This is a genomic window from Oceanimonas sp. GK1 (assembly GCF_000243075.1).
Classification (GTDB): Bacteria; Pseudomonadota; Gammaproteobacteria; order Enterobacterales; family Aeromonadaceae; genus Oceanimonas.
On record NC_016745.1, the window covers coordinates 600,848 to 624,227 of the forward strand.

General features: G+C 62.7%; 21 protein-coding genes and 1 pseudogene. 3 read left to right on the plus strand and 19 right to left on the minus strand.

Translation table 11 applies throughout. The annotated features are described in order from the left end of the window. Positions 1-174: 174 nt before the first annotated feature. On the plus strand, positions 175-993 hold the full coding sequence (locus GU3_RS02865) for an IclR family transcriptional regulator (protein ID WP_041542882.1): 819 nt from the start codon (positions 175-177) through the stop codon (positions 991-993). Between the two features lie 402 nt (positions 994-1,395). Here the strand turns inward: GU3_RS02865 and GU3_RS02870 are convergent, their stop codons facing one another. The 6 genes and pseudogenes from GU3_RS02870 to gcl form a co-directional block, all read right to left on the minus strand. Continuing rightward, the gene (locus GU3_RS02870; RefSeq protein ID WP_014291052.1) at positions 1,396-2,634 is read right to left on the minus strand and encodes a saccharopine dehydrogenase family protein; all 1,239 of its coding nucleotides are present in this window, start codon (positions 2,632-2,634) and stop codon (positions 1,396-1,398) included. A gap of 51 nt (positions 2,635-2,685) precedes the next feature. Beyond that, the gene (locus GU3_RS02875; protein WP_237711165.1) at positions 2,686-3,798 is read right to left on the minus strand and encodes a carboxynorspermidine decarboxylase; all 1,113 of its coding nucleotides are present in this window, start codon (positions 3,796-3,798) and stop codon (positions 2,686-2,688) included. A 204-nt stretch (positions 3,799-4,002) separates the two neighbouring features. Further along, positions 4,003-5,271: a glycerate kinase gene (locus tag GU3_RS02880; protein ID WP_014291054.1), complete on the minus strand. Its 1,269-nt coding sequence runs from the start codon at positions 5,269-5,271 to the stop codon at positions 4,003-4,005. A gap of 186 nt (positions 5,272-5,457) precedes the next feature. Further along, positions 5,458-6,369: pseudogene (locus GU3_RS02885) on the minus strand (2-hydroxy-3-oxopropionate reductase); the annotation flags it as partial. A 45-nt stretch (positions 6,370-6,414) separates the two neighbouring features. Continuing rightward, positions 6,415-7,197, minus strand: a complete 783-nt coding sequence (hyi, locus tag GU3_RS02890; protein WP_014291056.1) for a hydroxypyruvate isomerase — start codon at positions 7,195-7,197, stop codon at positions 6,415-6,417. A gap of 61 nt (positions 7,198-7,258) precedes the next feature. Beyond that, positions 7,259-9,034, minus strand: a complete 1,776-nt coding sequence (gene gcl, locus GU3_RS02895) for a glyoxylate carboligase (RefSeq protein WP_014291057.1) — start codon at positions 9,032-9,034, stop codon at positions 7,259-7,261. Between the two features lie 676 nt (positions 9,035-9,710). On the opposite strand from gcl, the gene GU3_RS02900 reads away from it, so the two are divergent. Together GU3_RS02900 and GU3_RS02905 are read left to right on the plus strand one after the other, a co-directional pair. Beyond that, complete coding sequence (locus tag GU3_RS02900; protein ID WP_014291058.1) at positions 9,711-10,355, plus strand: phasin family protein; 645 nt, start codon at positions 9,711-9,713, stop codon at positions 10,353-10,355. A 135-nt stretch (positions 10,356-10,490) separates the two neighbouring features. Beyond that, on the plus strand, positions 10,491-10,973 hold the full coding sequence (locus GU3_RS02905; protein ID WP_014291059.1) for a peptidylprolyl isomerase: 483 nt from the start codon (positions 10,491-10,493) through the stop codon (positions 10,971-10,973). Positions 10,974-11,106: 133 nt separating this feature from the next. Here the strand turns inward: GU3_RS02905 and phaR are convergent, their stop codons facing one another. From phaR to GU3_RS02970, 13 genes are all read right to left on the minus strand, one after another. After that, entirely contained in the window at positions 11,107-11,631 is a 525-nt protein-coding gene (phaR, locus tag GU3_RS02910) for a polyhydroxyalkanoate synthesis repressor PhaR (RefSeq protein ID WP_014291060.1), read from the minus strand. Positions 11,632-11,688: 57 nt separating this feature from the next. Further along, on the minus strand, positions 11,689-13,089 hold the full coding sequence (locus GU3_RS02915; protein ID WP_014291061.1) for an ATP-binding protein: 1,401 nt from the start codon (positions 13,087-13,089) through the stop codon (positions 11,689-11,691). Further along, positions 13,089-13,754 (minus strand): response regulator, encoded by a 666-nt coding sequence (locus GU3_RS02920; protein ID WP_014291062.1) that lies wholly within the window; start codon positions 13,752-13,754, stop codon positions 13,089-13,091. The genes GU3_RS02915 and GU3_RS02920 overlap by 1 nt, the downstream gene beginning before the upstream one ends. A gap of 34 nt (positions 13,755-13,788) precedes the next feature. Next, a complete protein-coding gene (locus tag GU3_RS02925; protein ID WP_014291063.1) occupies positions 13,789-14,400 on the minus strand; it encodes a tetratricopeptide repeat protein in 612 nt (203 codons plus the stop codon). Continuing rightward, positions 14,397-15,206, minus strand: coding sequence for an SDR family oxidoreductase (locus GU3_RS02930; protein ID WP_014291064.1), 810 nt, complete (start codon positions 15,204-15,206; stop codon positions 14,397-14,399). Before GU3_RS02930 ends, GU3_RS02925 begins: the two co-directional genes overlap by 4 nt. Further along, the gene (locus tag GU3_RS02935; RefSeq protein WP_014291065.1) at positions 15,193-15,855 is read right to left on the minus strand and encodes a TenA family transcriptional regulator; all 663 of its coding nucleotides are present in this window, start codon (positions 15,853-15,855) and stop codon (positions 15,193-15,195) included. The genes GU3_RS02930 and GU3_RS02935 overlap by 14 nt, the downstream gene beginning before the upstream one ends. Then, entirely contained in the window at positions 15,852-17,297 is a 1,446-nt protein-coding gene (locus GU3_RS02940; RefSeq protein ID WP_014291066.1) for an AMP-binding protein, read from the minus strand. Before GU3_RS02940 ends, GU3_RS02935 begins: the two co-directional genes overlap by 4 nt. Next, complete coding sequence (locus GU3_RS02945; RefSeq protein WP_014291067.1) at positions 17,294-17,938, minus strand: thermostable hemolysin; 645 nt, start codon at positions 17,936-17,938, stop codon at positions 17,294-17,296. The genes GU3_RS02940 and GU3_RS02945 overlap by 4 nt, the downstream gene beginning before the upstream one ends. Positions 17,939-18,032: 94 nt before the next feature. Next, positions 18,033-18,311 carry a DUF2218 domain-containing protein gene (locus tag GU3_RS02950; RefSeq protein WP_014291068.1) on the minus strand — a complete coding sequence of 93 codons (279 nt, stop codon included), beginning with the start codon at positions 18,309-18,311 and terminating at the stop codon, positions 18,033-18,035. Next, a complete protein-coding gene (locus GU3_RS02955) occupies positions 18,304-19,098 on the minus strand; it encodes an ABC transporter ATP-binding protein (protein WP_014291069.1) in 795 nt (264 codons plus the stop codon). Before GU3_RS02955 ends, GU3_RS02950 begins: the two co-directional genes overlap by 8 nt. Then, on the minus strand, positions 19,099-20,181 hold the full coding sequence (locus tag GU3_RS02960) for an iron ABC transporter permease (RefSeq protein ID WP_014291070.1): 1,083 nt from the start codon (positions 20,179-20,181) through the stop codon (positions 19,099-19,101). 1 nt (position 20,182) lies between these two features. Further along, positions 20,183-21,325 (minus strand): ABC transporter substrate-binding protein, encoded by a 1,143-nt coding sequence (locus GU3_RS02965; RefSeq protein WP_014291071.1) that lies wholly within the window; start codon positions 21,323-21,325, stop codon positions 20,183-20,185. 54 nt (positions 21,326-21,379) lie between these two features. Next, positions 21,380-23,365 carry a TonB-dependent receptor domain-containing protein gene (locus GU3_RS02970; protein ID WP_202798270.1) on the minus strand — a complete coding sequence of 662 codons (1,986 nt, stop codon included), beginning with the start codon at positions 23,363-23,365 and terminating at the stop codon, positions 21,380-21,382. Between the last annotated feature and the right edge of the window lie 15 nt (positions 23,366-23,380).

Below are 23,380 nucleotides of genomic sequence, written 5' to 3' on the forward strand. Positions count from 1 at the left end.
GCTTGATGAGGTCGCAATTGATGAGGAATGGGTCGGTTATAGGAAGGTAGTTTTGGGTAAATCATGACCACCGGGATACGCGATAAGGTCATTTTTTTACCCGGATTAGGCGGGACTTAACCAGCAACACACAATACAATGAGCCTTTGTATTCAAGAACTGCTCAGGTTTTTCATGATCGAGCCAATCAAACAGCAAAAGGCGAAATCCGCCAAACCGGCCGGTGTCTCCCAGGTACAGTCCCTGTCCCGGGCGCTGCTGCTGCTGGAGCGGCTGGCCGCCTCCGACATGGGCATGTCGCTGACCGACGTCGCCGGCAGCCTGGGGCTGGCGCCGTCTACCGCCCATCGCCTGCTCAACAGTTTGCGCAGTCATGATTTTGTGGATCTGGACGATACCCAGGGGTTGTGGAGCATTGGCGTCAATGCCTTCTCCATCGGCAACGCCTACCTGAAAAAGCGCGACTTTATTGCCCAGGCTCGGCCCCACATGAAACGGTTAGTGGCGGAAACCGGCGAAACCTCCAACCTGGCCATTCTGGAGCAGGGCAGCGTGGTGTACGTGGGCCAGGTGGAATCGCCCCAGACCATGCGCATGGTGGTGTCGCTGGGCAGCCGCTCGCCGGTGCATGCGTCCGGCGTGGGCAAGGCGCTGTTGTCGGCGCTGCCGCTGAGGGAGTCGCTGGAGCTGGTGCGCAAGGGCGGCATGAAAGCCTATACCGAGCACACCATTATCAACCCCAGCCAGTTCGAGCAGGAGCTGGTCAAAATCGCCCAGCAGGGGTACTCCCTCGACGACGAAGAGCAGTTTGAAGGCCTGCGCTGTATCGCCGCCAATATCTACAACGAATACGGCGAGGCGGTGGCCGCCATTTCCATCTCCGGTCCGGCGGTACGAGTAAAGTGGGAGCGCATTCCCCAGCTCAGCGCCCTGGTGATGGACGCCGCAAAGGAAGTCACCCAGGCCATCGGCGGAAAAACGCCCAGGGCCTGACCTAGAGTCAAAAACTGCCTGAATGCCAATCGGCAATGCGAAGCAGTAGCAAGGTTGCACTCCGCCGACACGCTTCAAGCCCATCCGTGGGGCGCTCGGCACATGCCTTCCTTGGCATGTGACGGTCGGCTACGGCAATCCCCGCTGCTGCTTCGTGATGTTGTGGCATTGTCTGTGAATACCGACAGTTGGCTCTGTACTTGGCACAGGAGGGCAAAGGGTGTCCGCTTCGCCGTGCCCTCTGCGCCAGGGAAGGCGCTGTGGAGCCCCCATGGAGGGGTTCACGGCGAGCCTTCGAGCTGTGCGCTTTGACCGACGAAAGGGCACGGCCATGCATACGGTAAAATCGCCAACAAAAAAGGCCAGTCTGTCGACTGGCCTTTTGCATGCGCTAACTTAAGCTCAGAAGCTCAGCGGGCGGTCGCCCTGCTCGTCCTTGATGCGGGTCGGCAGACCCATTTCGTTGAGCAGGTTGATGAAGGGCTTGGGATCCAGCTCTTCCACGTTGGCCATGTGCTTCACGTCCCACTCGCCGCTGGCGATCAGCAGGGCGGCGGCCACCGGCGGCACACCGGCGGTGTAGGAAATGCCCTGGCTGCCCACTTCGGCATAGGCGTCGGCGTGGTCGGCCACGTTGTAGATGAACACTTCCTTGTCCTTGCCGTCCTTCTTGCCCTTCACCTGGTCACCGATGCAGGTCTTGCCGGTGTAGTCGGGGGCCAGGGAGGAGGGGTCGGGCAGCACGGCCTTGACCACCTTGAGCGGCACCACTTCCAGGCCTTCGGCGGTTTTTACCGGCTGCTCGGACAGCAGGCCCAGGTTCTTCAGCACGGTAAACACATTGATGTAGTGTTCGCCAAAGCCCATCCAGAAACGCACGTTGGGCACGCCCAGGTTCTGGGACAGGGAGTGCACCTCGTCGTGGCCAGTCATGTAGCTGGTCTGGCTGCCCACCACCGGCAGATCGTCGGTGCGCTTGTGCTCGAACATTTGGTTCTGCACCCACTCGTTGTTCTGCCAGGACCAGACCCGGCCGGTGAACTCGCGGAAGTTGATTTCCGGATCGAAGTTGGTGGCGAAGTAACGGCCGTGGCTGCCGGCGTTGATGTCGATGATGTCGATGGAGTCGACGCTGTCGAAGTACTCGTTCACCGCCACGGCGGCGTAGGCGTTGACCACGCCCGGGTCGAAACCGACGCCCAGAATGGCGGTAATGCCCTTCTCTTCACAGATGGCCTTGCGCTTCCACTCGTAGTTGGCATACCAGGGCGGATTTTCACAGATTTTGGCCGGATCTTCGTGAATGGCGGTGTCGAGGTAGGCGGCGCCGGTCTCGATACAGGCCTGCAGCACCGACATATTGATGAAAGCCGATCCGACATTGATCACCAGTTGCGACTGTGTTTTGTCAATCAATGCCTTGGTGGCGTCGATATCGAGCGCATCCAGGGCATGGGCTTGCAATTCACCGGCAACCTTCAGGCTGCCCTTTTCCCGCACGCTGTCGACGATTTGCTGACATTTCTCGACAGTACGCGAGGCGATGTGAATGTTACCCAGTACATCGTTATGTTGCGCACATTTGTGGGCAACGACCTGGGCAACACCACCGGCACCAATAATCAGAACGTTCTTCTTCATCTTTTTCCTCTAGAGCCTCCTTGAAAGGCTGCGTTGTGGTTACTCCATGCCTCAGGAGAGGCTGTTTACAAAGTCGTCAAAGGTAAATTCCCTGACCAGATTTACGCTGCCGTCGAGCTCGCGCACGGCAATGGCCGGCATTTGCACGCCGTTGAACCAGTTTTTCTTCACCATGGTGTAGCCGGCGGCATCGATAAAGGATAGCCGATCCCCTACTCGCAGCGGCTGCTCGAAGCTGAACTCGCCGAAGATGTCGCCGGCCAGGCAGGACTTGCCGCACACCATGTACTGATGCTCGCCGTCGTTCGGCGCCATCTTGGCGGTTTCCCGGTAGATCAGCAAATCGAGCATGTGGGCCTCGATGGAGCTGTCGACAATGGCCAGCTGCTTGCCGTTGAACAGGGTGTCGAGCACGGTCACTTCCAGGGAGGTGCTCATGGTGATGGAGGCTTCGCCGGGCTCCAGGTAGACCTGTACGCCAAAGCGCTCGGAGAAGGCTTTGAGCCGGGCGCAGAAGCGGTCCACCGGGTAGCCGTCGCCGGTAAAGTGAATGCCGCCGCCCAGGCTGACCCAGGTGATCTGCGGCTGGTCCAGCAGAGCGCCGAACTTGTGTTCGATTTCGCCCAGCATGCGGTCAAACAGCTCGAAGTCGCTGTTTTCGCAATTGTTGTGAATCATGAAGCCGGAGATCTTGTCCATCACCCGCAGCACTTTGTCCGCATCCCATTCGCCCAGACGGCTGAAGGGGCGAGACGGATCGGCAATGATGAACTCGGAGCTGGACACGCCCGGGTTCAGGCGCAGGCCGCGTACATGGCGGGCGGAGTCGGCCTCAAAACGCTCGAGCTGGCCGATGGTGTTGAAGATGATTTTGTCGGAGTGGGCCAGCACTTCTTCAATTTCGTCGTCGGCATAGGCCACGCTGTAGGCATGGGTTTCGCCGCCGAACTTCTGCTTGCCGAGCTTCACTTCGTTGAGCGAGGAAGAGGTGGTGCCGTCCATATACTGGCTCATCAGGTCGAATACCGACCAGGTGGCAAAGCATTTCAGGGCCAGCAGCGCCTTGGCGCCGGAGTGCTCGCGCACATAGGCGATTTTCTCCATGTTGCGCAGCAGCTTGGTCTTGTCGATAAGATAGTAAGGCGTCTTGATCACTCGGGTCATACCTCCAGGCTGTGAACACCACCCGCGTCCGGGAATTTTAAAGCGCGTGATTATAGAGGAAAGGTGGTCATGCTTCGAGCAAAAAGTGCGGAAGCGGGGCTGCCGGCCAGGCAAAAAAAGACCGGCACGCCGGCCGGTCTCGCTGAGAAAAGAGAGGGAGCCGCTCAAGGCGGCTCAAAATATTGTTGTTGTTCGAATTCGGTTTTACTTCGGCAGCACCAGAATGGCGCGGAAGTCATTCACGTTGGTGCGGGTCGGGCCGGTTTCCACCAGGGCATTCAGCTGGGAGAAGAAACCGTAGCTGTCGTTGTTGGCCAGGTAATCTTCGGCCTTGAGGCCGGCCGCTTCCGCCTGGGCGAACAGCTCGGGGGTGATCATGGCGCCGGCGTTGTCTTCCACGCCGTCAATGCCGTCGGTGTCGGCGGCCAGGGCATAGACGCCGGCCTGTCCCTTGAGCTCGTTAAACAGGCTCAGCATGAACTCGCTGTTGCGGCCGCCGCGGCCGTTGCCCTTGATGGTGACCGTGGTTTCACCGCCGGACAGGATCACGCAGGGGGCCTGCACGGGCTGGCCGCACTTGAGGATCTGCTTGGCGATGGCGGCGTGTACCTTGGCCACTTCCCGGGACTCACCCTCAATGCAGTCACCCAGTACCAGCGGCGCCAGACCCTTGGAGCGGGCCAGGTGCGCGGCGGCGTCCAGCGCATCCTGGGGGGTGGCGATCATGTGGAACTCGGCCTTGCTCAGGCGCTCGTCACCGGGCTTGACGGTTTCGGACTCGGGGCTTTCCAGCCAGGCGCGCACGTGGGCGCCTACTTCGATGCCGTAGCTGTCGAGAATGGCCAGGGCCTGGGCGGAGGTGGTCGGATCCGCCACGGTGGGGCCGGAGGCAATCACGGTGGCCTCATCGCCGGGCACGTCGGAGATGCCCAGCGCAATCAGCCGGGCCGGGTAGGCGGCGGCAGCCAGACGGCCACCCTTGATGCCGGACAGGTGCTTGCGCACGCAGTTCATTTCATCAATGGCGGCGCCGGACTTGAGCAGGGCCTTGTTGATGGCCTGCTTGTCGGACAGGGTCAGGCCCGGGGCCGGCAGGCTCAGCAGCGAGGAGCCGCCGCCGGACAGCAGGCAGATCACCAGGTCGTCTTCGCCCAGGCCTTGCACCAGCTCCAGAATGCGGCGGCCCACGCGCTCACCGGCATCATCCGGCACTGGGTGAGCGGCTTCGATCACTTCAATGCGCTCGCAGGGGGCACCGTGGTCGTAGCGGGTGACCACCACGCCGGACAGTTCCCCTTCCCAGATGGCATCCAGCTCGGCGGCCATGGAGGCGGCAGCCTTGCCGGCACCAATAACAACGGCTTTTTGACGAGTATCCTTGGGCAGGTATTCGGCCAGGTTACCCTTGGGCAGGGCGGCGGCCACGGCGCTGTCAAATAACTGCTGTAACAACTCCTTGGGTTGGATATCCATTGCAAATACTCCTGAAAAAACGGCTGTCTGGGTGCTGTTGTGGATTCAATAACAGGGTGGGGCAGGCATGCGGTGGCCAGTGTCTAACACAAAGCCCCCTGAGTGAAAGTCAGCTTGTCACCGACGTCTGCCCCGAGGTGTACCGAACAGCGGCTGAAGCCTCAACACCGCTATTCGGTTCAGGACTTACTCGCCCCGAATGTTGTGGTTGGCCAGGTGCTCCAGCGCCTTGACCAGGCCGGAGTGATCCCAGCCGGCACCGCCGAGGGCGTTGCAGGTGTTGAACAGCTCCTGGGCGCTGGCGGTGTTGGGCAGGGAGACGCCCAGCTCACGGGCACCGCTCAGGGCCAGGTTCAGGTCTTTCTGATGCAGGGCAATACGGAAGCCCGGATCGAAGGTGCCTTTCACCATGCGCTCGCCGTGTACTTCCAGGATCTTGGAAGAGGCGAAACCACCCATCAGGGCCTCACGGACCTTGGCCGGATCGGCACCCGCCTTGGAGGCAAATACCAGGGCTTCGGCCACGGCTTCAATGTTCAGGGCCACGATGATCTGGTTGGCTACCTTGGTGGTCTGGCCGTCGCCGTTACCGCCTACCAGGGTGATGTTCTTGCCCATGATTTCGAACAGCGGCTTGATCTTGTCGAACACCGCCTGGTCGCCGCCCACCATGATGGTCAGGGTGGCGTTGATGGCGCCCACTTCACCGCCGGATACCGGGGCATCCAGGAAGTCGGCACCGGTTTCTTTCACGCGCTTGGCGATTTCCTTGGTGGCGATGGGAGAGATGGAAGACATGTCCACCACTACCTTGCCGGCAGACAGGCCTTCGGCCACACCGTTGGCGGAAAACAGCACGTCTTCAACCTGGGGAGTATCGGGCACCATGGTGATGATCACTTCGGCGGCTTCGGCCACGGCCTTGGGAGTGGCCAGGGCGATGCCGTTGTCACCCAGCAGGTCGGCCGGCGCCTTGTTGAAGTGCTCGGAGAAATACAGGGTGTGACCGGCTTTCTGCAGGTTCTGAGCCATGGGCTTGCCCATGATACCGGTGCCAATGAAACCAATTTTCATGTTCGTCATCCTTTTGTCTGAAGACGCCGGCGGGCCGGCGTCGTGGAAAACCGCGTTAAGAGAAAAACCTTAAACCACACCGTGAGTCTTCAGCCAGCCCAGGCCGGCTTCGGTGGTGGTGGCCGGCTTGTACTCGGCACCGATCCAGCCGTCGTAGCCAATCTTGTCCAGGAAGGCGAAGATGTTGTGGTAGTTCAGCTCGCCGGTGCCCGGCTCGTGACGACCCGGGTTGTCGGCCAGCTGAATGTGGTTGATGATGCTCAGGTTCTTCTCGATGGTCGGGATGATGTCCCCTTCCATGATCTGCATGTGGTAGATGTCATACTGGAACGCCAGGTTGTCGGAACCCACTTTCTCGATGATATCCAGCGCCTGCTTGGTGTTGTTCAGGAAGAAGCCGGGAATGTCACGGGTGTTGATGGCTTCGGCGATCAGCTTGATGCCGGCGGCCTTCAGTTTCTCGGCGGCGTACTTCAGGTTGGCCACGAAGGTCGCTTCCGCTTCTTCGTAAGCCACACCGGCAGGCTGAATACCGGCCAGGCAGTTCACCTGGGTATTGCCCAGTACCTTGGCGTATTCGATGGCCTTGTCGACGCCGGCCTTGAATTCTTCCACCCGGTCCGGGTGACAGGCGATACCGCGCTCGCCACCGTTCCAGTCACCGGCGGGCAGGTTGAACAGCACCTGGGTCAGGCCGTTGGCATCCAGTTTTGCCTTGATCTCGTCAGCGGCGAAATCATAGGGAAACAGGTATTCAACACCCTTGAAACCGGCCTTGGCGGCGGCGTCGAAACGATCCAGGAAGTCGACTTCGGTAAACAGCATCGACAGGTTGGCAGCTAATTTCGGCATTGCGATGTCCTTTGTTCAGTTGGGGGCAACATCAGGATGGGGCCCGTAAGCCCCATCACTGTCAGTCCAGCAGAGAGATAGCAGTAGGGGCGTCGGCACCCTTCTCGGCCAGCTCTTCGAACTCGTTGACGGCGTCAATTTCAACGCCCATGGAGATGTTGGTCACGCGCTCCAGGATGACTTCAACCACCACCGGCACGGAGAATTCGGCCATCAGCTTCTTGGCTTCTTCCAAGGCCGGGGCAATGTCTTCCGGCTTGAATACGCGGATGGCCTTACAGCCCAGGCCTTCTACCACGGCCTTGTGATCCACACCGTACTCGCCCAGCTCCGGCGCGTTGATGTTCTCGAAGGACAGCTGTACGCAGTAGTCCATGTCGAAGCCGCGCTGAGACTGACGGATCAGACCCAGGTAGGAGTTGTTCACCAGTACGTGAATGTAGGGCAGCTTGAACTGGGCGCCAACGGCCAGCTCTTCAATCATGAACTGGAAGTCGTAGTCACCGGACAGGGCAACAACCTGGCGGCCCGGCTCGGCGGCGCACACACCCAGGGCGGCCGGAATGGTCCAGCCCAGAGGGCCGGCCTGACCACAGTTGATCCAGTTGCGTGCCTTGTACACGTGCAGGAACTGGGCGGCAGCGATCTGGGACAGACCGATGGTGGACACATAGGTGGTGTCGCGGCCAAAGGCCTTGTTCATTTCTTCGTAAACGCGCTGCGGCTTGACCGGGGTGTTCTCGAAGTGGGTCTTGCGCTGCAGGGTGCGCTTGCGCTCCTGACACTCGGCAACCCAGGCGCTGCGGTCTTTCAGTTTGCCGGCGGCTTTCCACTCTTTGGCCACTTCAATGAACAGCTCCAGGGCGGCCTTGGCGTCGGACACGATGCCCAGATCCGGACCGAATACACGACCAATCTGGGTCGGCTCGATGTCCACGTGCACGAACTTGCGGCCCTTGGTGTACACCTCTACGGAGCCGGTGTGACGGTTGGCCCAGCGGTTACCCATGCCCAGCACGAAGTCGGAGGCCAGCAGGTTGGCGTTGCCGTAACGGTGAGAGGTCTGCAGACCGCACATGCCGGCCATCAGCTCGTGATCGTCCGGAATGGTGCCCCAGCCCATCAGGGTCGGAATCACCGGTACGTTCAGCACTTCGGCGAACTCGGTCAGCAGGTCGGCGGCGTCGGCGTTGATCACACCACCACCGGATACCAGCAGCGGCTTGTCGGCGTCGTTCAGCATGGTCAGGGCTTTTTCAACCTGAATGCGGGTGGCGGCCGGCTTGTAGGGCGTCATCGGCTGATAGGCTTCCGGATCGAATTCGATCTCGGCCATCTGTACGTCGAAGGGCAGGTCGATCAGCACGGGGCCCGGACGGCCGGAGCGCATGATGTGGAAGGCCTGCTGGAATACACCGGGAACCTGACCCGGCTCCAGTACGGTAACGGCCCACTTGGAGACCGGCTTGGCGATGGACTCGATGTCCACGGCCTGGAAGTCTTCCTTGTGCATACGGGCACGGGGCGCCTGGCCGGTGATGCACAGGATCGGAATGGAGTCGGCAGAAGCGGAGTACAGACCGGTGATCATGTCGGTGCCGGCAGGGCCGGAGGTACCGATACAGACACCGATGTTGCCCGGGTTGGCACGGGTGTAGCCTTCGGCCATGTGAGACGCGCCTTCAACGTGGCGGGCCAGCACGTGGCTGATGGAGCCGAGACCCTTCAGCGCCGCGTAGAAGGGGTTGATGGCGGCGCCGGGAACGCCAAAGGCTTTGGTGACACCTTCCAGCTCCAGGATTTTAGCGGCCGCTTCGATTGCTTTCATTTTAGCCATGATGTGTATCCATTCATCTGAGGTGCTCTCGGCACCGTGTTGTTGTTTGTCGAAATGACAGTGGTGCGCAGCCACGTCTGGTGAGGACGCTTAACATCTACGCAACCCATACTCCGATGATACGAAAAAAAATGTGACGATCAACAAGTTTTGGAAATGATTTTTATAATGTGGAAATGCCAGTGCAGGCAGTGGCCGGGTTCGGCGCCGAGGTGAGAATGGCAAGATATTGTTTTTCATAACATATAGCCATCAGTCGCAGCCGCCTTGGTGATTACTGAAAAACGGCCTTCTTTTATGGAATGGCTTTCCTTCTTTGCCTGAAGAGGGTGCCGGTGGCGGATCGCCGCCCAGAGGAGCAGGCATCCGCAGTGCAGAAGTATAGTACAACTTTGTTGTTATATTGTATTCACTGATCAAGAACAAATGACGATCGATGTTGCGCCGCACCGTCACGTTAGTGAGCCGGACTCATCAGGTAACAGTGCCACCGCCGCGGCTCCGTCAAGACCTGGGCCGGCAAGGAAAAGGGTGGATTTTGCGCTGCACAAAAAAGTCCTTGAAAAAGATTTTTGTGCGGTGCAGTATTGGTCCTGCGCGCCAAATACAAGTGGTAGTGGGTTTTGCTGGCGTGCCGGACCACGGGTCCATACTCATTCATCAGGAGACGCCAACTATGTCATGGTTTGATATTGCAAAACTGCAGAAAGCGCAACAGGACAACCTCGCTCTGGTTCAGAGCCTCGGCACCAGCCTGCTGGCGGGAGCGGAAAAACTGGGTCAGCTGCAACTGAAAGCGCTGACCGATCTCAGCACCACCCAGTTCGACTACGCCGGCAAGCTGCTGGCGGTACGTGATGCCAAGGCCCTGGCCGAGCTCAATCATGCCGTATTTGGCCCCAGCGCCCTGCTGGAGCGCCAGCTCGACTTCAACCGTGAGGTTTTCGCGCTGATGGCCGATGCCCAGCAGCAGCTCGGCAACTATGGCGAACAGCAGTGGGCCGCCGGCAGCAAGCAGGTGGACGAGTGGGTTGAGCAGTTTGCCGCCCATGCCCCGGCCGGCTCCGAGCCCGCCGTCAGTGCCATCAAGCAGGCGGTGAGCCAGGCCAATGAAGCCCGCGAAGGCGCCCAGAAGGCCGCCAAAGACGCCGCCGACATCGCCGACAAGGTGATCAAGCAGGCCGCCGAGCAGTCCGAAAAGGCCGCCCGTCAGGTGGCCGAAGCCACCGAAAAGGGCATCAGTGCCGTGACGGCCGCGGCCAACAACACCGCCGCCGCTGCCGCCAAGAGCAATGCCCGCGGTGCTGCCAAGGCAAACTGAGACGAAGACCAATAACAGAGCTGTTATCTCGTTTGGACGGCAGGGGCGACCCTGCCGTCTTTTTCTGTTTTATGGGCCTGCCGGGGGCTTCTGTTATGATGCGCGGGTTTCTAGACACGAGTAACAGGACAACCCATGCAAATTGCAAACGATACCGTGGTGCAGTTCAACTACACCCTGAAGGACGAACAGGGCGAGGTGATGGACACCAACGAGGGCAAGGCCCCGCTGGCCTATCTGCACGGCCACAACAACATGCTGGAAGGGCTGGAAAAGGCGCTGGCCGGCAAAAATGAAGGCGACCGCTTCAGCGTGACCCTGGCACCGGCCGAGGCCTATGGGGAGCGGGACGAGAGCCTGATCCAGCGGGTGTCCGTTCGTCACCTGCAGGGCGCCAAGCGCTGGGAGCCGGGCATGGTGGCCCTGGTGCACACCGAGAACGGCCCGCGCCAGGTGGTGGTGGTGAAGGTGGGTCGCTTTATGGCCGACGTGGATCTCAACCACCTGCTGGCCGGTCGCACCCTGACCTTTGATCTGGAGATCGTCTCGGTACGCGCCGCCACCGAAGAAGAGCGGGAGCATGGCCATGCTCACGGCGAAGGCGGTCACCAGCACTGAGTTGACTTATGGAGCGCGGGCAGCTTGCCCGCAAATTGCCGCGTAGCGGCAAAAATAAAGAGGCCGTCGGGCGCTGATGCAGGCTGGCAGCCTGCGCTCCACTGAAGCCAGGCAAGCCTGAAGACGGCGGGGGTTATTCCTCGCCGTCTTTTTTGTCCTTGTCGTGCGGCTCCGGGCTGCCGCCCAGGCCGCCGAACAGGCCGAACATGTTCTGGGTATTGAGGTAAAGCTGGCGGGACTGCTCCACATACTGGCGCATCATTTCCTGCATCATGGGCACCTGGCCCTGCATGAAGTCGGTCCAGGCCTTGGTGGACTGCATGCCGGCCTGGGTCTGCACCTCAATCATCGACTGAATGCTTTCGTCCAGGTAACTGCCCAGCACGCCCTGAAAGGGGCCGTAGAAACGAATGATGTTCTTCAGCATGTCGCTGGAAAAGATGGGGTCACCGCCGCTTTCCGCTTCCTGAATAATCTGCAGCAAAATGCTGCGGGTAATGTCTTCGCCGGTCTTGGCGTCCACCACCTGAAAGGGCTCTTCTTCCTGCACCAGCCGGCGAATGTCGGCCAGGGTGACGTGGCTGCTGGTGTGGCTGTCATACAGGCGGCGGTTGGGGTATTTCTTGATGGTGCGAAGACTGTCTTGGGATTTTGACATGCGACACGGGCCCTGAAAAAAGAATAACGGTCAGTGTATCCCAATCGTGCAGGGGGCTCAATTTGGCGGGCGGGGCAGCCACACCTCGGCTTCCAGTCCGCCGTCGGGATGATTGTGCAGCCTTACCCGGCCCCGGTGCAGGTTCGCCGCCCGGCGTACGATGGCCAGCCCCAGTCCGGCGCCGTCGCCCTGTTGCGGGTTGCCCCGGTAAAAGCGTTGCCACAGCCGGGGCAGCTGTTCGGGCGCAATGCCGGGGCCGCTGTCGTGAATGCAGACCCGGTAGTGATCCTCGTCGCCGTTAAGGCTCACGGCGATGGTGCCCCCGGGTGGGGTATAGCGAATGGCGTTGTCGAGCAGGTTGCCAAACAGCAGGCCAAGCAGCACCGGCTGGCCTTCAAAGGGCGCTTCGAACTCGGCATGCAGGCTCAGGGTCTGGTGTTTTTCCAGTGCCAGCGGGGTCAGCTCGGCCAGGGTGTCGCGCAGCAGCCGGTCCAGACGCAGGGGCGCGCGCTCAATGTCCTGCTGGTTGTCCAGCCGGGCCTGGGTGAGCAGTTGCTGCACCAGCCGGTCGCTGCGTCTCAGCGCCCGCAGCGCCTTGTGCAGGGACTGATCCCGCTGGGTGTCATCGCGGGCATTGAGGGCGTTTTCCACGTGAATGCGCAGCACCGCCAGCGGGGTTTTCAGCTCGTGGGCGGCCTCGTTGGTGAACTGCTGCTCCCGCTCCAGGGCGTCGGCCAGGGCCCGCATCAGCCGGTTCAGCTCGGTCGTCAGCGGGCTCAGCTCCTCCACTTGAACGCCGGGCAACGGGCTCAAATTGGCCGGGTGACGCCGGCCGATATCCTGGGTCAGCCGGCGCAGCGGACGCAGCCCTCGGCGCACCAGCCCCCACAGCAACAACAGCAGCAGCGGCAGCGCCACCAGCGGCGGCAGAATGGCACGCAGCGCCAGCTTGCTGGCCAGCTCGCCGCGCACATCGTCGCGCTCGGCCACCACCAGCCAGCGGGCGGTCTGGCCGTCCTGCAGGGTAAAGGTGCGCCAGTCGTGATCCTGATCCCGGCCGCCGGCAAAGCCGGGTTGCAGCGCCACCAGCTGAACGGGCGGCGCTTCCGGCGAGCGCAGCAGCAAGCGGCCGTCGCCATCAAACAGCTGGAAATAGAGCTTGCCCTCATACTCGTGGCCGAGGGGGGTGGCTTCGTCGTCTTGAGCCACCGGGAGCACCGCCGGCAGATTGCCGTGCCAGTCCGGATAGACGGCGTCGCCGTCCGGCGGTACCTCGCTGTGTTGCAGGTAGTCGTTCAGCAGCCGCTGGGTAATGCGGGCGGACTGGGCCAGGCGGGCGTCGAACAGTTCTTCCAGCTCATGGCTGGCGTCCAGATAGCCCACCAGGGCGCCGGCGGCCAGCACTGTGCTCACCACCAGCAGCACCCCGGCCAGCAAAAAACGGCGAATGGAGCGCATCAGTTGCCGGCCCGTTCAATGAGGTAGCCGACGCCGCGAATATTGCGAATGAGCCCTGAGTCTATTTTTTTGCGCAGGTGGTGAATGTGCACCTCCACCGCATTACTGGCGGCCCCGGGCTCCCAGCCATACAGGCGTTGTTCCAGCTGCTCCTTGCTGAACACCCGGCCGGCGCCGAGCACCAGCTCCTGCAGCAGCTTGTATTCGTGGGGCGTGAGCCGCACCGGTTCACCCCGCCAGCGGGCCTCGCGGGCATCGGGGAACAGCTCCAGTTCGCCGTGGCGCACCACCGGCTGCATCTGGCCCTGGTGGCGCCGGGTCAGGGCGCGCAGCCGGGCGTTCAGCTCCTGCAGGGCGAAGGGCTTGACCAAATAGTCGTCGGCGCCGCCGTCCAGCCCGCGCACCCGGTCGTCCAGGGCATCCCGGGCGGTCAGGATCAGCACCGGCAGACCGTGGCCGGCCCGGCGCAGCCGTTGCAGCAGTTGCTGGCCGTCGATGTCGGGCAGGTTCAGATCCAGTACCAGGGCGGCGAACTCCTCGTTGCGCAAGGCGTCCAGGGCCGGCAGGCCGGTGGTTAGCCAGTCCACCGTGTAGCCGGCGGCACGCAAGGCATCCACCAGGCCGTCGCCCAGCATGAGATCGTCTTCCACCAGCAATATGCGCATTCGGCGTGCTTCCTTGGCCTTTGATGGAGTTACGTTAAAGCCTGCCGAGCCGCGCTTCAATCTCTTTGCGCCGGCCCGCATCCGCCAGCTCCCGGCCCGGACGGGCCGGCGCCTGCAGCGCTTTTTCCAGATAGCGGCGGGCCTCGGCCTTGTTACCCTGATCCAGCAAAAAGTCGCCGTAGAAGAAATTGGGATCTATGCCGTCGGGGTTGATGGCCAGCGCCTTGCGCAGCAGCTCGCCGGCCTTGTCGTCGTCGCCAAAGCCCACCGGCCAGCCCGGCACCTGGTAGTAGAGCGAGCCCAGGCTGGTGTAGGCGGAGCCGTCGAGGGCGCCCTCGTCCATGGTCAGCGCCTTTTCCAGCCGGCTGCGGGCATCCTTCACCAGCGGAAGCGCCCCCAGGCCTCCTTTGGCGCCGGCCCAGGTGCTCTTGACGATGGCCGACCAGATAAGCAGATCGGTGCGCTCCGGGTTGGCAGAACTGGCCAGATCCGCCTGGATGCTGAGGGCCTTCAGGCAGCTTTCACGTTCGGCGTCGGCCACCCGGTACTGGCATTCGGCCCACCGGTGCTGAATCGGCTCCAGCCGGTCGGCGGCATGGGCCGCGGGCAGGGTGAACAGGGCAATCAGCAGCATGGCTTTGTTCATGAGGGTATCTCCTTGTCGGGCGAGTGCCCGGCAAAACGGGCAATGGTGGCCTGCTGACGGGCCAGGGCGCGGTCCAGCAGGCCGGGAAACAGGGCATTGAGGCGGACCAGCAGACACTCGGGCCAGCCCAGCCAGCGGCGTTTTTGCCGGCGTTGCAGGGCGATCAGTGCCTGCTCGGCGACCCATTCCGGGCTGTCGGTGTGGTTGCCGAGGGCGGCGTTGAGCTCGACGGTTGCCGGGCTGTTGAATTCGGTGCGGGTGGCCCGCGGGGCGAAATAGAGCACGGCCAGTCCGCTGCCGGCCAGCTCCCGGCCCAGGGCCTCGCTGAAGCCGCGCAGCCCGGCCTTGCCGGCGCAGTACACGCTGTAGCCGGGGTAGCCGATGGCGCCATAGGCCGAGCCCATGTTCAGGATCACGCCGGGTCGGCGCAGCCAGGGCAGCAGCTCGCGGGTGAGCAGCACCGGCACCGTCAGGTTGAGGGCAAGCTGCTCGGTCACGGCGGCCGCGCTCTGATCGGTCAGCCAGGCAAAGCGGCTGGTGCCGGCGTTGTGGATCAGCACATCGAGGCCGCCCAGCTGCCGCACCTGCTGAACCAGCGCCCGGCGCTCCTCCGGGTTAAGCAGATCCGCCGCCAGTACCCGGTGTCGTTCGGTGTGGGGTAACTCGGCCAGCAGCCGGTTGAGCCGGGTGCGGTCCCGGCCCTGCAGCAACAGGCGAGCGCCGGCCAGGGCCAGCCGGTGCGCCAGGGCCGAGCCGATGCCGCCGCTGGCGCCGGTGAGCAGCACGGTTTGGTTATTCAGCGTCATGTTCGCCCTCCAGGCCGCGCAGCATGTCGCCGTAGAGGCGATACACCACCCTGGCCGCGTGCACGATGGCGGCCTGATCTGCCGGCTCGGCGACCCTGTCCATCAGCCCTTCAAAAAAGCGCAGGTGTTCCTTATCCAGGGCGCCGTGGGAGCTCAGGTAACTCATGGCCTGCGCGGGCAGTTGCAGCCCCTGTTGCAGTTGTTCGGCCACGGTCAGGGCGATGGCCACGCTGGTGCCTTCCAGCACCTGCACCATGCCGAACAGCGCCATGGGGTTGTGACGGTCAATCTGGTGATAGAGAAAGGCCACCATCAGCTCGATGCTTCGCCCCGGGCTGCCATGGCGCACCGCCTCGGCATCGCCGCCGCAGGCGCGAATGTCGTTCAGAATCCACTCCTGATGGCCGTATTCCTCGTCTATGTATTCCGCCAGGGCGCCGCGCACCCACTCGTGGCTGTCGGGCAGGCGGGCGCCGGCGGCCATCAATAGCGGCACCGTATGGCGCACATGGTGGTAGGCCTGGGTGAGAAAGGCGATGTACTGGGTCCGCGAAATCTCGCCCCGCTGGCAGGCGGCAATGATGGGGGCACTGAGCAGGTATTCCCGATCGGCGGCGGTGTGCTGTTGCAGGCGCTGGTAAAAGCTCATGGGCGTACTCCGGTGAGGTGGTGAATGTGGTCGGCATAGGCCTGGCGAATGGCCTCGCGCCGCGGGCGACCGTTGGCGGTGAGCAGGCCGGCCTCGGCCAGGCCGGGGGAGGGCACCAGCCAGTGATGAATACGGGCGTAATCGGGCAGTTTGGCATTGAGCGCGGCAATCTGGCCGGGCAGGGCGTTTTCCCGCCCCGGCAGCGGCTGCACCAGCGCCAGGTTGGCGGGCAGGCCGTCGCCGATGATCACCAGCCGCTCGATGGCGGAGCAGCCTTGAGCCTCGGCCTCCACCCATTCGGGGGAAAAATTGCGGCCAAAGGCGGTGATCTGCACGTGCTTGCGGCGCCCGGTGATATACAGAAAGCCGTCATTATCGAGCCGGCCCAGATCGCCGGTGGCGATGTCCGCTGGCGCTGCCGGTCCGCCCAGGTAGCCGAGCATGGCGCCGCCGCGCACATGAATTTCACCGTCTTCGGCGATGTGCACGGCAAGGTGATCCAGGGGGCGTCCCACGCTGCCGGGGCGAGAGCACTCGGGGGTGTTCAGTGCCACCACCGAGCCGCATTCCGACAGGCCATAGCCTTCCACCGCCGGAATGCCCACCGCCTGTGCCCGGCGCAGCAAATCCGACGCCACATGACCGCCACCCACCGCCACCAGCCGCAGCGAGGTGGTCAGCTCGGGTTGTTGCAGGCACAGGCCGGTGAGCAGACGCAGCAGCTCGGGCACCAGCACCAGGCTGTGGGGCCGCCAGTGAGCCAGGGCAGCGGCCAGCACGGCGGGGTCGAGCCGGCTGGAGCCGGTAAAGCCCACCTCGGCCAGCCCGGGCAGGGTGGCGGTGGCCCCCAGCCACAGCGGCAGATACAACCCGGCCAGGTTTTCCAGCAGGGTACTCAGGGGCAGCAGGGTCAGATGGCGTTCTACCGGCGTACCCGCCAGCCTCTCGGCCAGGGCGCGCACCGTGGTGATTTGCTGGGCCAGGCTCAGGCACACGCCCTTGGGGCGGCCGGTGGTGCCCGAGGTATAGGTGATTTTGGCGGTGCCCGCGGGCAGGGCCACCGGCGAAGCCACCTCGCGGCGCCAGCCGCTGAGGCCGTGGGCCAGTTCGAGCGGCTGCCAACCGTCGGTGGCCGGGCCTATCAAAGTGTCGGCGCCGCTGCTGTCGAGCAACCATTGGCGCTGTTCGGCACTGAAAAATCCGGGCACCGGCACCACCACCAGCCCGGTCTGGGCGCAGGCCAGATCACACAGCGCCCAGTCGATGCCGTTGTCCAGCTGCAGCGCCAGCCGCCGGGTGCCGGCGCGCTGCAAGGCATCGGCCAGCTCATGGATGCGGGCCGGCAGCTCCCGGTAGCGGATCTGTGCCCTGGTGCTTTGCAGGGCGATGGCATCCTCCCGTTGTTGGGCGTGTTCGGCCAGCCGGCGGAAAAGAGTGGTCACAGGCGCGCCTCCCGAGCCGGTGAAAACATCGCGGGGCCCGGGTCAAGCAGCGACAGCAGCAGACTGTTGCCGGCCAGAATGCGGTGGCCCTCGGCCAGCTCGCCGGCCATGACCCTGGGCTGATGCTGGTAGTAACGGCCCCAGTGTTCGGCGTCTTCGCCGACCCGGGCGGGGTCGGCGGGGGCCAGTTCCAGCGGCGACAGGTGCAGCCGGTGAAAGCTGTTGAGCAGGGTCTGGGTGGCGGTGAACACCACCCACTGCTGGCCCTGCCGATACAGCTGGCGGCACACGGCGGCGAACATCAGCCGGCCGTTGCCGGGGGCACTGGTGGCCAGGTTGCCGATTTCCACCAGCCCGGCGCGGTGTACCGGCTGTGGGTGATGCTTGCCCAGCAGCCGTTCTATGGGCTGATCCAGGTACTGCTCCAGATAGAGCGGCGCCGTGCCGGCCAGTTGCAGACCGCAGGCCGCCACCAGCTCGCCATCGGCCCGGTACAGGCCAACCAGGACGGGCAGAAAGTGAGGAATGCGGGCATCAAAGGCACGCCGGTAGGCGGACTGAATAAAGTCCTGCAACCGGCGCCGATCCTGGCCGTTGATGGCGGGCCGTAACTGATAGGGAGGGTGAAGAAGCTTGCTCATCATGATCTCCGTTGGACATGATAAGCAAGCCTAAAGGGCGAAGCTTAAGCCAGGCTTAAGCTCCCCCAAAAACCGGTATTTATTCGGTGTTTTTTCAGTCCCAGTGCAGTACCAGCCGGTCGCGCACCGCGAAACGGTCGAAGTGGGATTTGACGGTGTCGGCCACCAGTTGCAGGTCGTGGTCGTTGTCGGCACGGCAGCGTACCGCCAGCTGGCCGTCGGTGGCGCTGAGCTCGCAACGCCCCATGGCGAACTGCACATAGCCGCTGTGATCCTGCCAGTCGGCTTCCACCTTCTGGGCGAAGTGAATGCAGAGCTTTTTGAGGTAGCCAAGCCCGTTGGAGGTGGCGATAACCGCTGAACAATCAGCCATGATGTTCTCCTTGATAAGTTGAATGAGGCAGGGCCTGATCGCACAGCACCATGGGCAGGCCGCGGGAGCAGGTTTCGACCCGTCCTTCCACGCCGTAGGCGGCGCGCAGCACCTCTGGGGTCAGCACGTCCCGGGCCGGCCCCTGGGCCAGCAGCCGGCCCTCGCCCACCACCCAGAGGATGTCGCAAAATCGCAGCGCCAGGTTGATGTCGTGAATGGCCACCAGTGACAACGTGCCCCGCTCGCGGCTGAACTGCTGCACGCATTGCAGCACGTTGAGTTGCCAGTGCAGATCCAGGGCGCTGGTGGGCTCGTCCAGCAGCAGCAGGCCCGGCTGGCGCACCAGCACCTGGGCCAGGCCGATCATCTGGCGTTGGCCGCCGGAGAGCTGATCCAGCCGGCGCAGGGCCAGCTCGCGAATGCCCAGGCGGTTGAACACAGCGTCTATGTTGCGCTCCAGCTGGTCCCGGCCGAGGCCGCCGTGCACCGCCCGGCAGGCGCTGTAGACAGTCTCATAGGCCAGCAGCGAGCTGGTCTGGGGCAGGCTCTGGGGCAGGTAGCCGAGGGTGCGGGCACGCAGGCGCGGGCTCAGGGGTTCGCCGTTGAAGTGCACCAGCCCCCGGCCGGGCAACAGGCCGGCAAGGGTTTTCATCAGGGTGGACTTGCCGGCGCCGTTGCGGCCAATCACGCCTACCAGGGTGCCGGACGGCACCGGGGTTGGGCTCAGGTCGTGCAGCACGGTGCGGCGGCGATAGCCCACGTTCAGGTGTTCGATACGCAGTGTCATTTATTGCTCCCGTCCGCGGCTGATGATCAGGGCGATAAACAGTGGAATGCCCACCAGGGCGGTGACCATGCCCACCGGCAGCAGAATGCCCGGCACCAGGGTCTTGCTGGCGATGGACGACAGCGACAGCAGCAGGGCGCCGGCCAGGGCGCTGCCGGGCAGCAGCAGGCGGTGATCCTCGCCCAGCAGCAGGCGGGCAATATGGGGGCCGACCAGGCCGATAAAGCCGATCTCACCCACAAAGGCCATGGCGGTGGCGGTGAGCAGACTCACCCGCAACAGCACCAGAAATCGCAGCCGTTCCACCTTGATGCCCAGGCTGCGGGCTTGTTCCTCACCGCTGCGCAGGGTGGTCATGGCCCAGGCCTGGCGCAGGGAAAGCGGCAGGCACAATGCCAGCACCAGCGCCACCATGGCCACTTGCTGCAAGTCTGCCCGGGCCAGGCTGCCCATGGTCCAGAACACGATCTGCTGCAGTGAGTCGAAGTCGGCCACGTACTGCAGCAGCCCCACCAGGGCGTTGAAGCCAAACAGCAGGGCGATGCCGAACAGCACCACCGTATGCACGCCGGCGCCGAAACGGCGGGACAGCAGCAGGATCAGCAGGGCGGCACCGGCGGCGAACACAAAGGCCATCAGCGGCAGGGTGAGCGCTGCACCGACCAGCGGCAGGCTGATCTTGAACACGATGGCGAAGGAGGCGCCCAGGGTGGCGGCGGCGCCCACCCCCAGGGTGTAGGGACTGGCCAGGGGGTTGTTCAGTACCGTCTGCATCTCGGCCCCGGCCAGCCCCAGGCTGGCGCCCACCACCAGCGCCATCAGGGCATAGGGCAGGCGCACCTCGTGAATAATGACCCGAGTGCCGGCGTCCAGGGTGTCGGGGTGAAGCAGGCCGTTCAGCACTGCCAGCGGACCCAGCGCCGCCGGGCCGGTGGCGATGTCCCACAGAAAGGAAGTGACCAGCGCCACCGCCAGCACCAGCAGCAGGGTCAGCCGGCGCCAGATAAAGCGACGGTAGGCCCGAGCCAGCACCGGTGCGGTTGCCGCTTCGGTGATCTCGGCATGGAGGGTGGTGTCGTTCATCTCAGCCTCCGATCCAGTAGGTGCCGCTCAACGGAATCGGCTGAAAGCGTTGATACAGGGTGGCCAGGGTGTGTCGCGGATCCAGATCGGCAAAGGTGTCCGGGTAGAGCCAGCGGGCAAACACCTGTACCGCCACCAGGTTGAGGGGGGAATTGTAAAAATGGTGCCAGATGGCAAAAGCGTGCCGGTGCTGCACCGCGCTGAGTTGTGCCAGCCCGGTATCACTCAGCACATGGCGCAGGCTGGCCTCGGCCTGCTCGGCCGACACCCCGGCCCCCAGGGCGATAATGCCCGGGTGACTGTCGAGGGTATCGGTCGAGCCCACGGCGGTGGCAATGTAAATGTCGGGCTGCTCCAGCAGCAGGTATTCCAGGTTGAACATGCCGGACACGCCAGGCACCCGTTCGGTGGCGATATTATCGGCGTTGAGCAGGGTCAGAAAGCGGCCCAGCATGCCGTTGGTCATGGTTTCGCAACAGGCGTCCTGCAAGCCCACCCGGCTGTGCAGAAACACGCGGGGAACATCGTCGGGCCCCAGGCTTTCCAGCCCGGTTTTCACTCGCTCAAGCTCGGTCCGGTAGAAGTCGGTGAATGCCTCGGCCTCGTGTTCACGGCTCAGGGCGCGGCCCAGCAGTTCCATGCTTTTCAGGGTGTGGTTCAGGGGATCCTGACGAAAATCGATAAACAGCACCGTTACGCCGGCCCGTTCCAGCCGGCCGATCAGGGTGGCATCCCGGGCAGTGGGGCCGTGACCTTCCAGCCCGAACACGGCCAGGTTGGCGCCCAGCCCCAGGGCCTGCTCGATGCTGAAGCTGTCGGCGGTGCTGCGACCCAGCCGAGGCACTGTGTTCAGTTCGGGAAAGGCCTCGGCATACTGGCGGTAACCGGCCGGATCCGCCAGTTCAAAGTCGGGCATGATGCCCGCCAGCCGTTCGGTGAGCCGCTCGCCTTCCAGAATGGCCAGGGCCGGCAGATAGCGCCCTTCGCCCAAAATGATGCCGGTGACTTTTTCGGGCAGTTCCACCTCGCGGCCGGCCAGATCGATAACGGTTTCGGCTGAGGCTGGCATGGCCAGCAACAGCCACAACAAGGCGCCGGCAACGCGACGCAGGGAAGCAAGGTTTTGAATAAGAGAAGTAATCATTATCTTTTCTCGTTCATGGAAACGCAAAAGGGGGCCGAAGCCCCCCTTGAATCATCAGAACTTGTAGCTGGCACTGACGCGGATATCCCGGCCGGGTTCGTATTGGCCCGCGACCGCTCCCCAACCCTTTCCATTTCCTGTGAAGTCGGCCACGCTGGCAGAATCACGGTACTGCTTGTCAAGCAGGTTCAGCACACTCAGGTTCAGGGTCAGGGTGTCCTGGCCCAGCGGCAGCCATTCCACATAGACGTCGTGTACCGCATAGCCGGATTTGTCCACATCGCCCACACTGGTTTTCAGGTTCTCGATGCCTTCCACAAACCGGCCGCTCCAGCCCACGGTAATGGCGTCGTTGAAGGCATAGTCCAGGCTGGCTACCCAGGTATCGCCAATGGAGTTACCTGTCAGGTTGTGATCGTAGCCGTTGAGGTCAAGCTCCCCCACACGGGAATCGTTGTGATGAAAGCTCAGACCGGCATGGAGCTTGTTCCATTGAGTACCGGCGCTCAGCTGGAAACCTTCAGACTCAAGCGTTCCCTGGTTTCTGTAAGTTTTAAACCAGTCAGAAGTATCACCTCCGATGACATCTTTGATGCGGGTTCGGTATACCTTGCCGGTGAAGTAGAAGGGACCGGGATGGTAATCAAAGCCCGCCTCGGTATTGCTGGCCTGCTCCGGCTTCAGGTCGGGGTCATTTTTGGTGCCCGGTATTTTCAAGGCATCACGGCCCATGACGCCACGAAAGGCCTCGGCATAGCCGGCAAACAGGTTCAGATCCTGGATCACCTCATAGTTCAGGCCGACGTTGGGGCTGAAGCCGTCATCCTTAAACTCCTGCTGAGCGTTATCGGTGAGTTCATAGCTGTCGTAGCGCAGGCCGGCGCTCAGGGTCAGGGCATCGGTAACCTTGAGATCATCCTGCACATAAATCCCCAGCACGCTGCCATCGTCCACGCTTTCGTTGGGGTCAATAACGTAGCCGGCATTGGTTTTGTCCTTGCGATAATCAACGCCGTAGGTCAGCTCGTTGCGGGCAAAGCGGCTGGTATTGCGCAGATCCAGGCCGGTGCTTCGAGTTTCACCAATGTAAACATTGCCTTTAGTGGGTTCGCTTGAGTCAGGCACATTCAGATCTGTGCGAGTGTGGTAGAGGGTGGTTTCAATATCCACCAGCTCATCACCGGGGTTCCATTCATGGTTCAGGGTCAGGGTTTCACGATCCTGCTCCATCCTACGGAAGTCGTTTGCGCCAGATCCAAGGTTAAATTGCCACTGAGGTTTCTGTAGGGCATCGCCGGCCTCGGTGCGGCGATCATAGCTCAGGCGCAGGGTCTGGGCATCGGTGAGCTGACCCACCACCTTGGCCAGGCCAACCTGCTGGCGGCTGTCGGAGCCAAGGATGTCATCACCGTTGCCATCGTTCAGAGTGTCCTGATCCTTGTGAACGAAAGAGGCCATGGCGCTCCAGTCGTCGGTGACATTGCCATAGAGGGTGGTGGACGCTTTGTAGCCGTCGCCGTTGCTGAAGTAACCGGCCTTGAGCAGGGCACCAAAGTCCTGGCCTGGGCGCAGCAGATCGGTGGGATCCTTGGTTTCAAAGCGCAGGGCGCCACCCAGGGCCCCGGCCCCGGCGGTGGCCTTGCCGGCGCCGGCTTGTACTTCCACTCGCTTGAGCAGCTCGGGTTCAATGGAGATACCACCGTTATGGTGGAACACGCGGCCACCCTGCACGGCGCCGTCGATGGTGATGTTCTGCTTGGCGTCTTCAAGGCCACGGGTATACAACTTCTGACCAAAACCCACCGAGCCACCCACGGAAATCTCAGGTTGCTTGCGGAATACCTCCTCCAGATCATTGGCCTGTCGACGATCCAGCTCTTGGGAGTCGATTATATTGACGTTGTCGTCAAGACGGCTGTCGGTCACCACCACGGAATCAAGGGTAATGATGTCTTCGGCGGCCAGGGGCGCGGAGATAATGCTCGCAATGGCGAGGGCCAGCAGGCTGGGCCGGCCGGGCATGGGGTTGCTGCTACGCACTGTGTGTCTACCTTC

Bases quoted from the DNA above. Each gene is read 5' to 3' on its own strand.
- GU3_RS02865 (WP_041542882.1), top strand. From the start codon at position 175: ATGATCGAGCCAATCAAACAGCAAAAGGCGAAATCCGCCAAACCGGCC.
- GU3_RS02870 (WP_014291052.1), bottom strand. From the start codon at position 2,634: ATGAAGAAGAACGTTCTGATTATTGGTGCCGGTGGTGTTGCCCAGGTC.
- GU3_RS02875 (WP_237711165.1), bottom strand. From the start codon at position 3,798: ATGACCCGAGTGATCAAGACGCCTTACTATCTTATCGACAAGACCAAG.
- GU3_RS02880 (WP_014291054.1), bottom strand. From the start codon at position 5,271: ATGGATATCCAACCCAAGGAGTTGTTACAGCAGTTATTTGACAGCGCC.
- hyi (WP_014291056.1), bottom strand. From the start codon at position 7,197: ATGCCGAAATTAGCTGCCAACCTGTCGATGCTGTTTACCGAAGTCGAC.
- gcl (WP_014291057.1), bottom strand. From the start codon at position 9,034: ATGGCTAAAATGAAAGCAATCGAAGCGGCCGCTAAAATCCTGGAGCTG.
- GU3_RS02900 (WP_014291058.1), top strand. From the start codon at position 9,711: ATGTCATGGTTTGATATTGCAAAACTGCAGAAAGCGCAACAGGACAAC.
- GU3_RS02905 (WP_014291059.1), top strand. From the start codon at position 10,491: ATGCAAATTGCAAACGATACCGTGGTGCAGTTCAACTACACCCTGAAG.
- phaR (WP_014291060.1), bottom strand. From the start codon at position 11,631: ATGTCAAAATCCCAAGACAGTCTTCGCACCATCAAGAAATACCCCAAC.
- GU3_RS02915 (WP_014291061.1), bottom strand. From the start codon at position 13,089: ATGCGCTCCATTCGCCGTTTTTTGCTGGCCGGGGTGCTGCTGGTGGTG.
- GU3_RS02920 (WP_014291062.1), bottom strand. From the start codon at position 13,754: ATGCGCATATTGCTGGTGGAAGACGATCTCATGCTGGGCGACGGCCTG.
- GU3_RS02925 (WP_014291063.1), bottom strand. From the start codon at position 14,400: ATGAACAAAGCCATGCTGCTGATTGCCCTGTTCACCCTGCCCGCGGCC.
- GU3_RS02930 (WP_014291064.1), bottom strand. From the start codon at position 15,206: ATGACGCTGAATAACCAAACCGTGCTGCTCACCGGCGCCAGCGGCGGC.
- GU3_RS02935 (WP_014291065.1), bottom strand. From the start codon at position 15,855: ATGAGCTTTTACCAGCGCCTGCAACAGCACACCGCCGCCGATCGGGAA.
- GU3_RS02945 (WP_014291067.1), bottom strand. From the start codon at position 17,938: ATGAGCAAGCTTCTTCACCCTCCCTATCAGTTACGGCCCGCCATCAAC.
- GU3_RS02950 (WP_014291068.1), bottom strand. From the start codon at position 18,311: ATGGCTGATTGTTCAGCGGTTATCGCCACCTCCAACGGGCTTGGCTAC.
- GU3_RS02955 (WP_014291069.1), bottom strand. From the start codon at position 19,098: ATGACACTGCGTATCGAACACCTGAACGTGGGCTATCGCCGCCGCACC.
- GU3_RS02960 (WP_014291070.1), bottom strand. From the start codon at position 20,181: ATGAACGACACCACCCTCCATGCCGAGATCACCGAAGCGGCAACCGCA.
- GU3_RS02965 (WP_014291071.1), bottom strand. From the start codon at position 21,325: ATGATTACTTCTCTTATTCAAAACCTTGCTTCCCTGCGTCGCGTTGCC.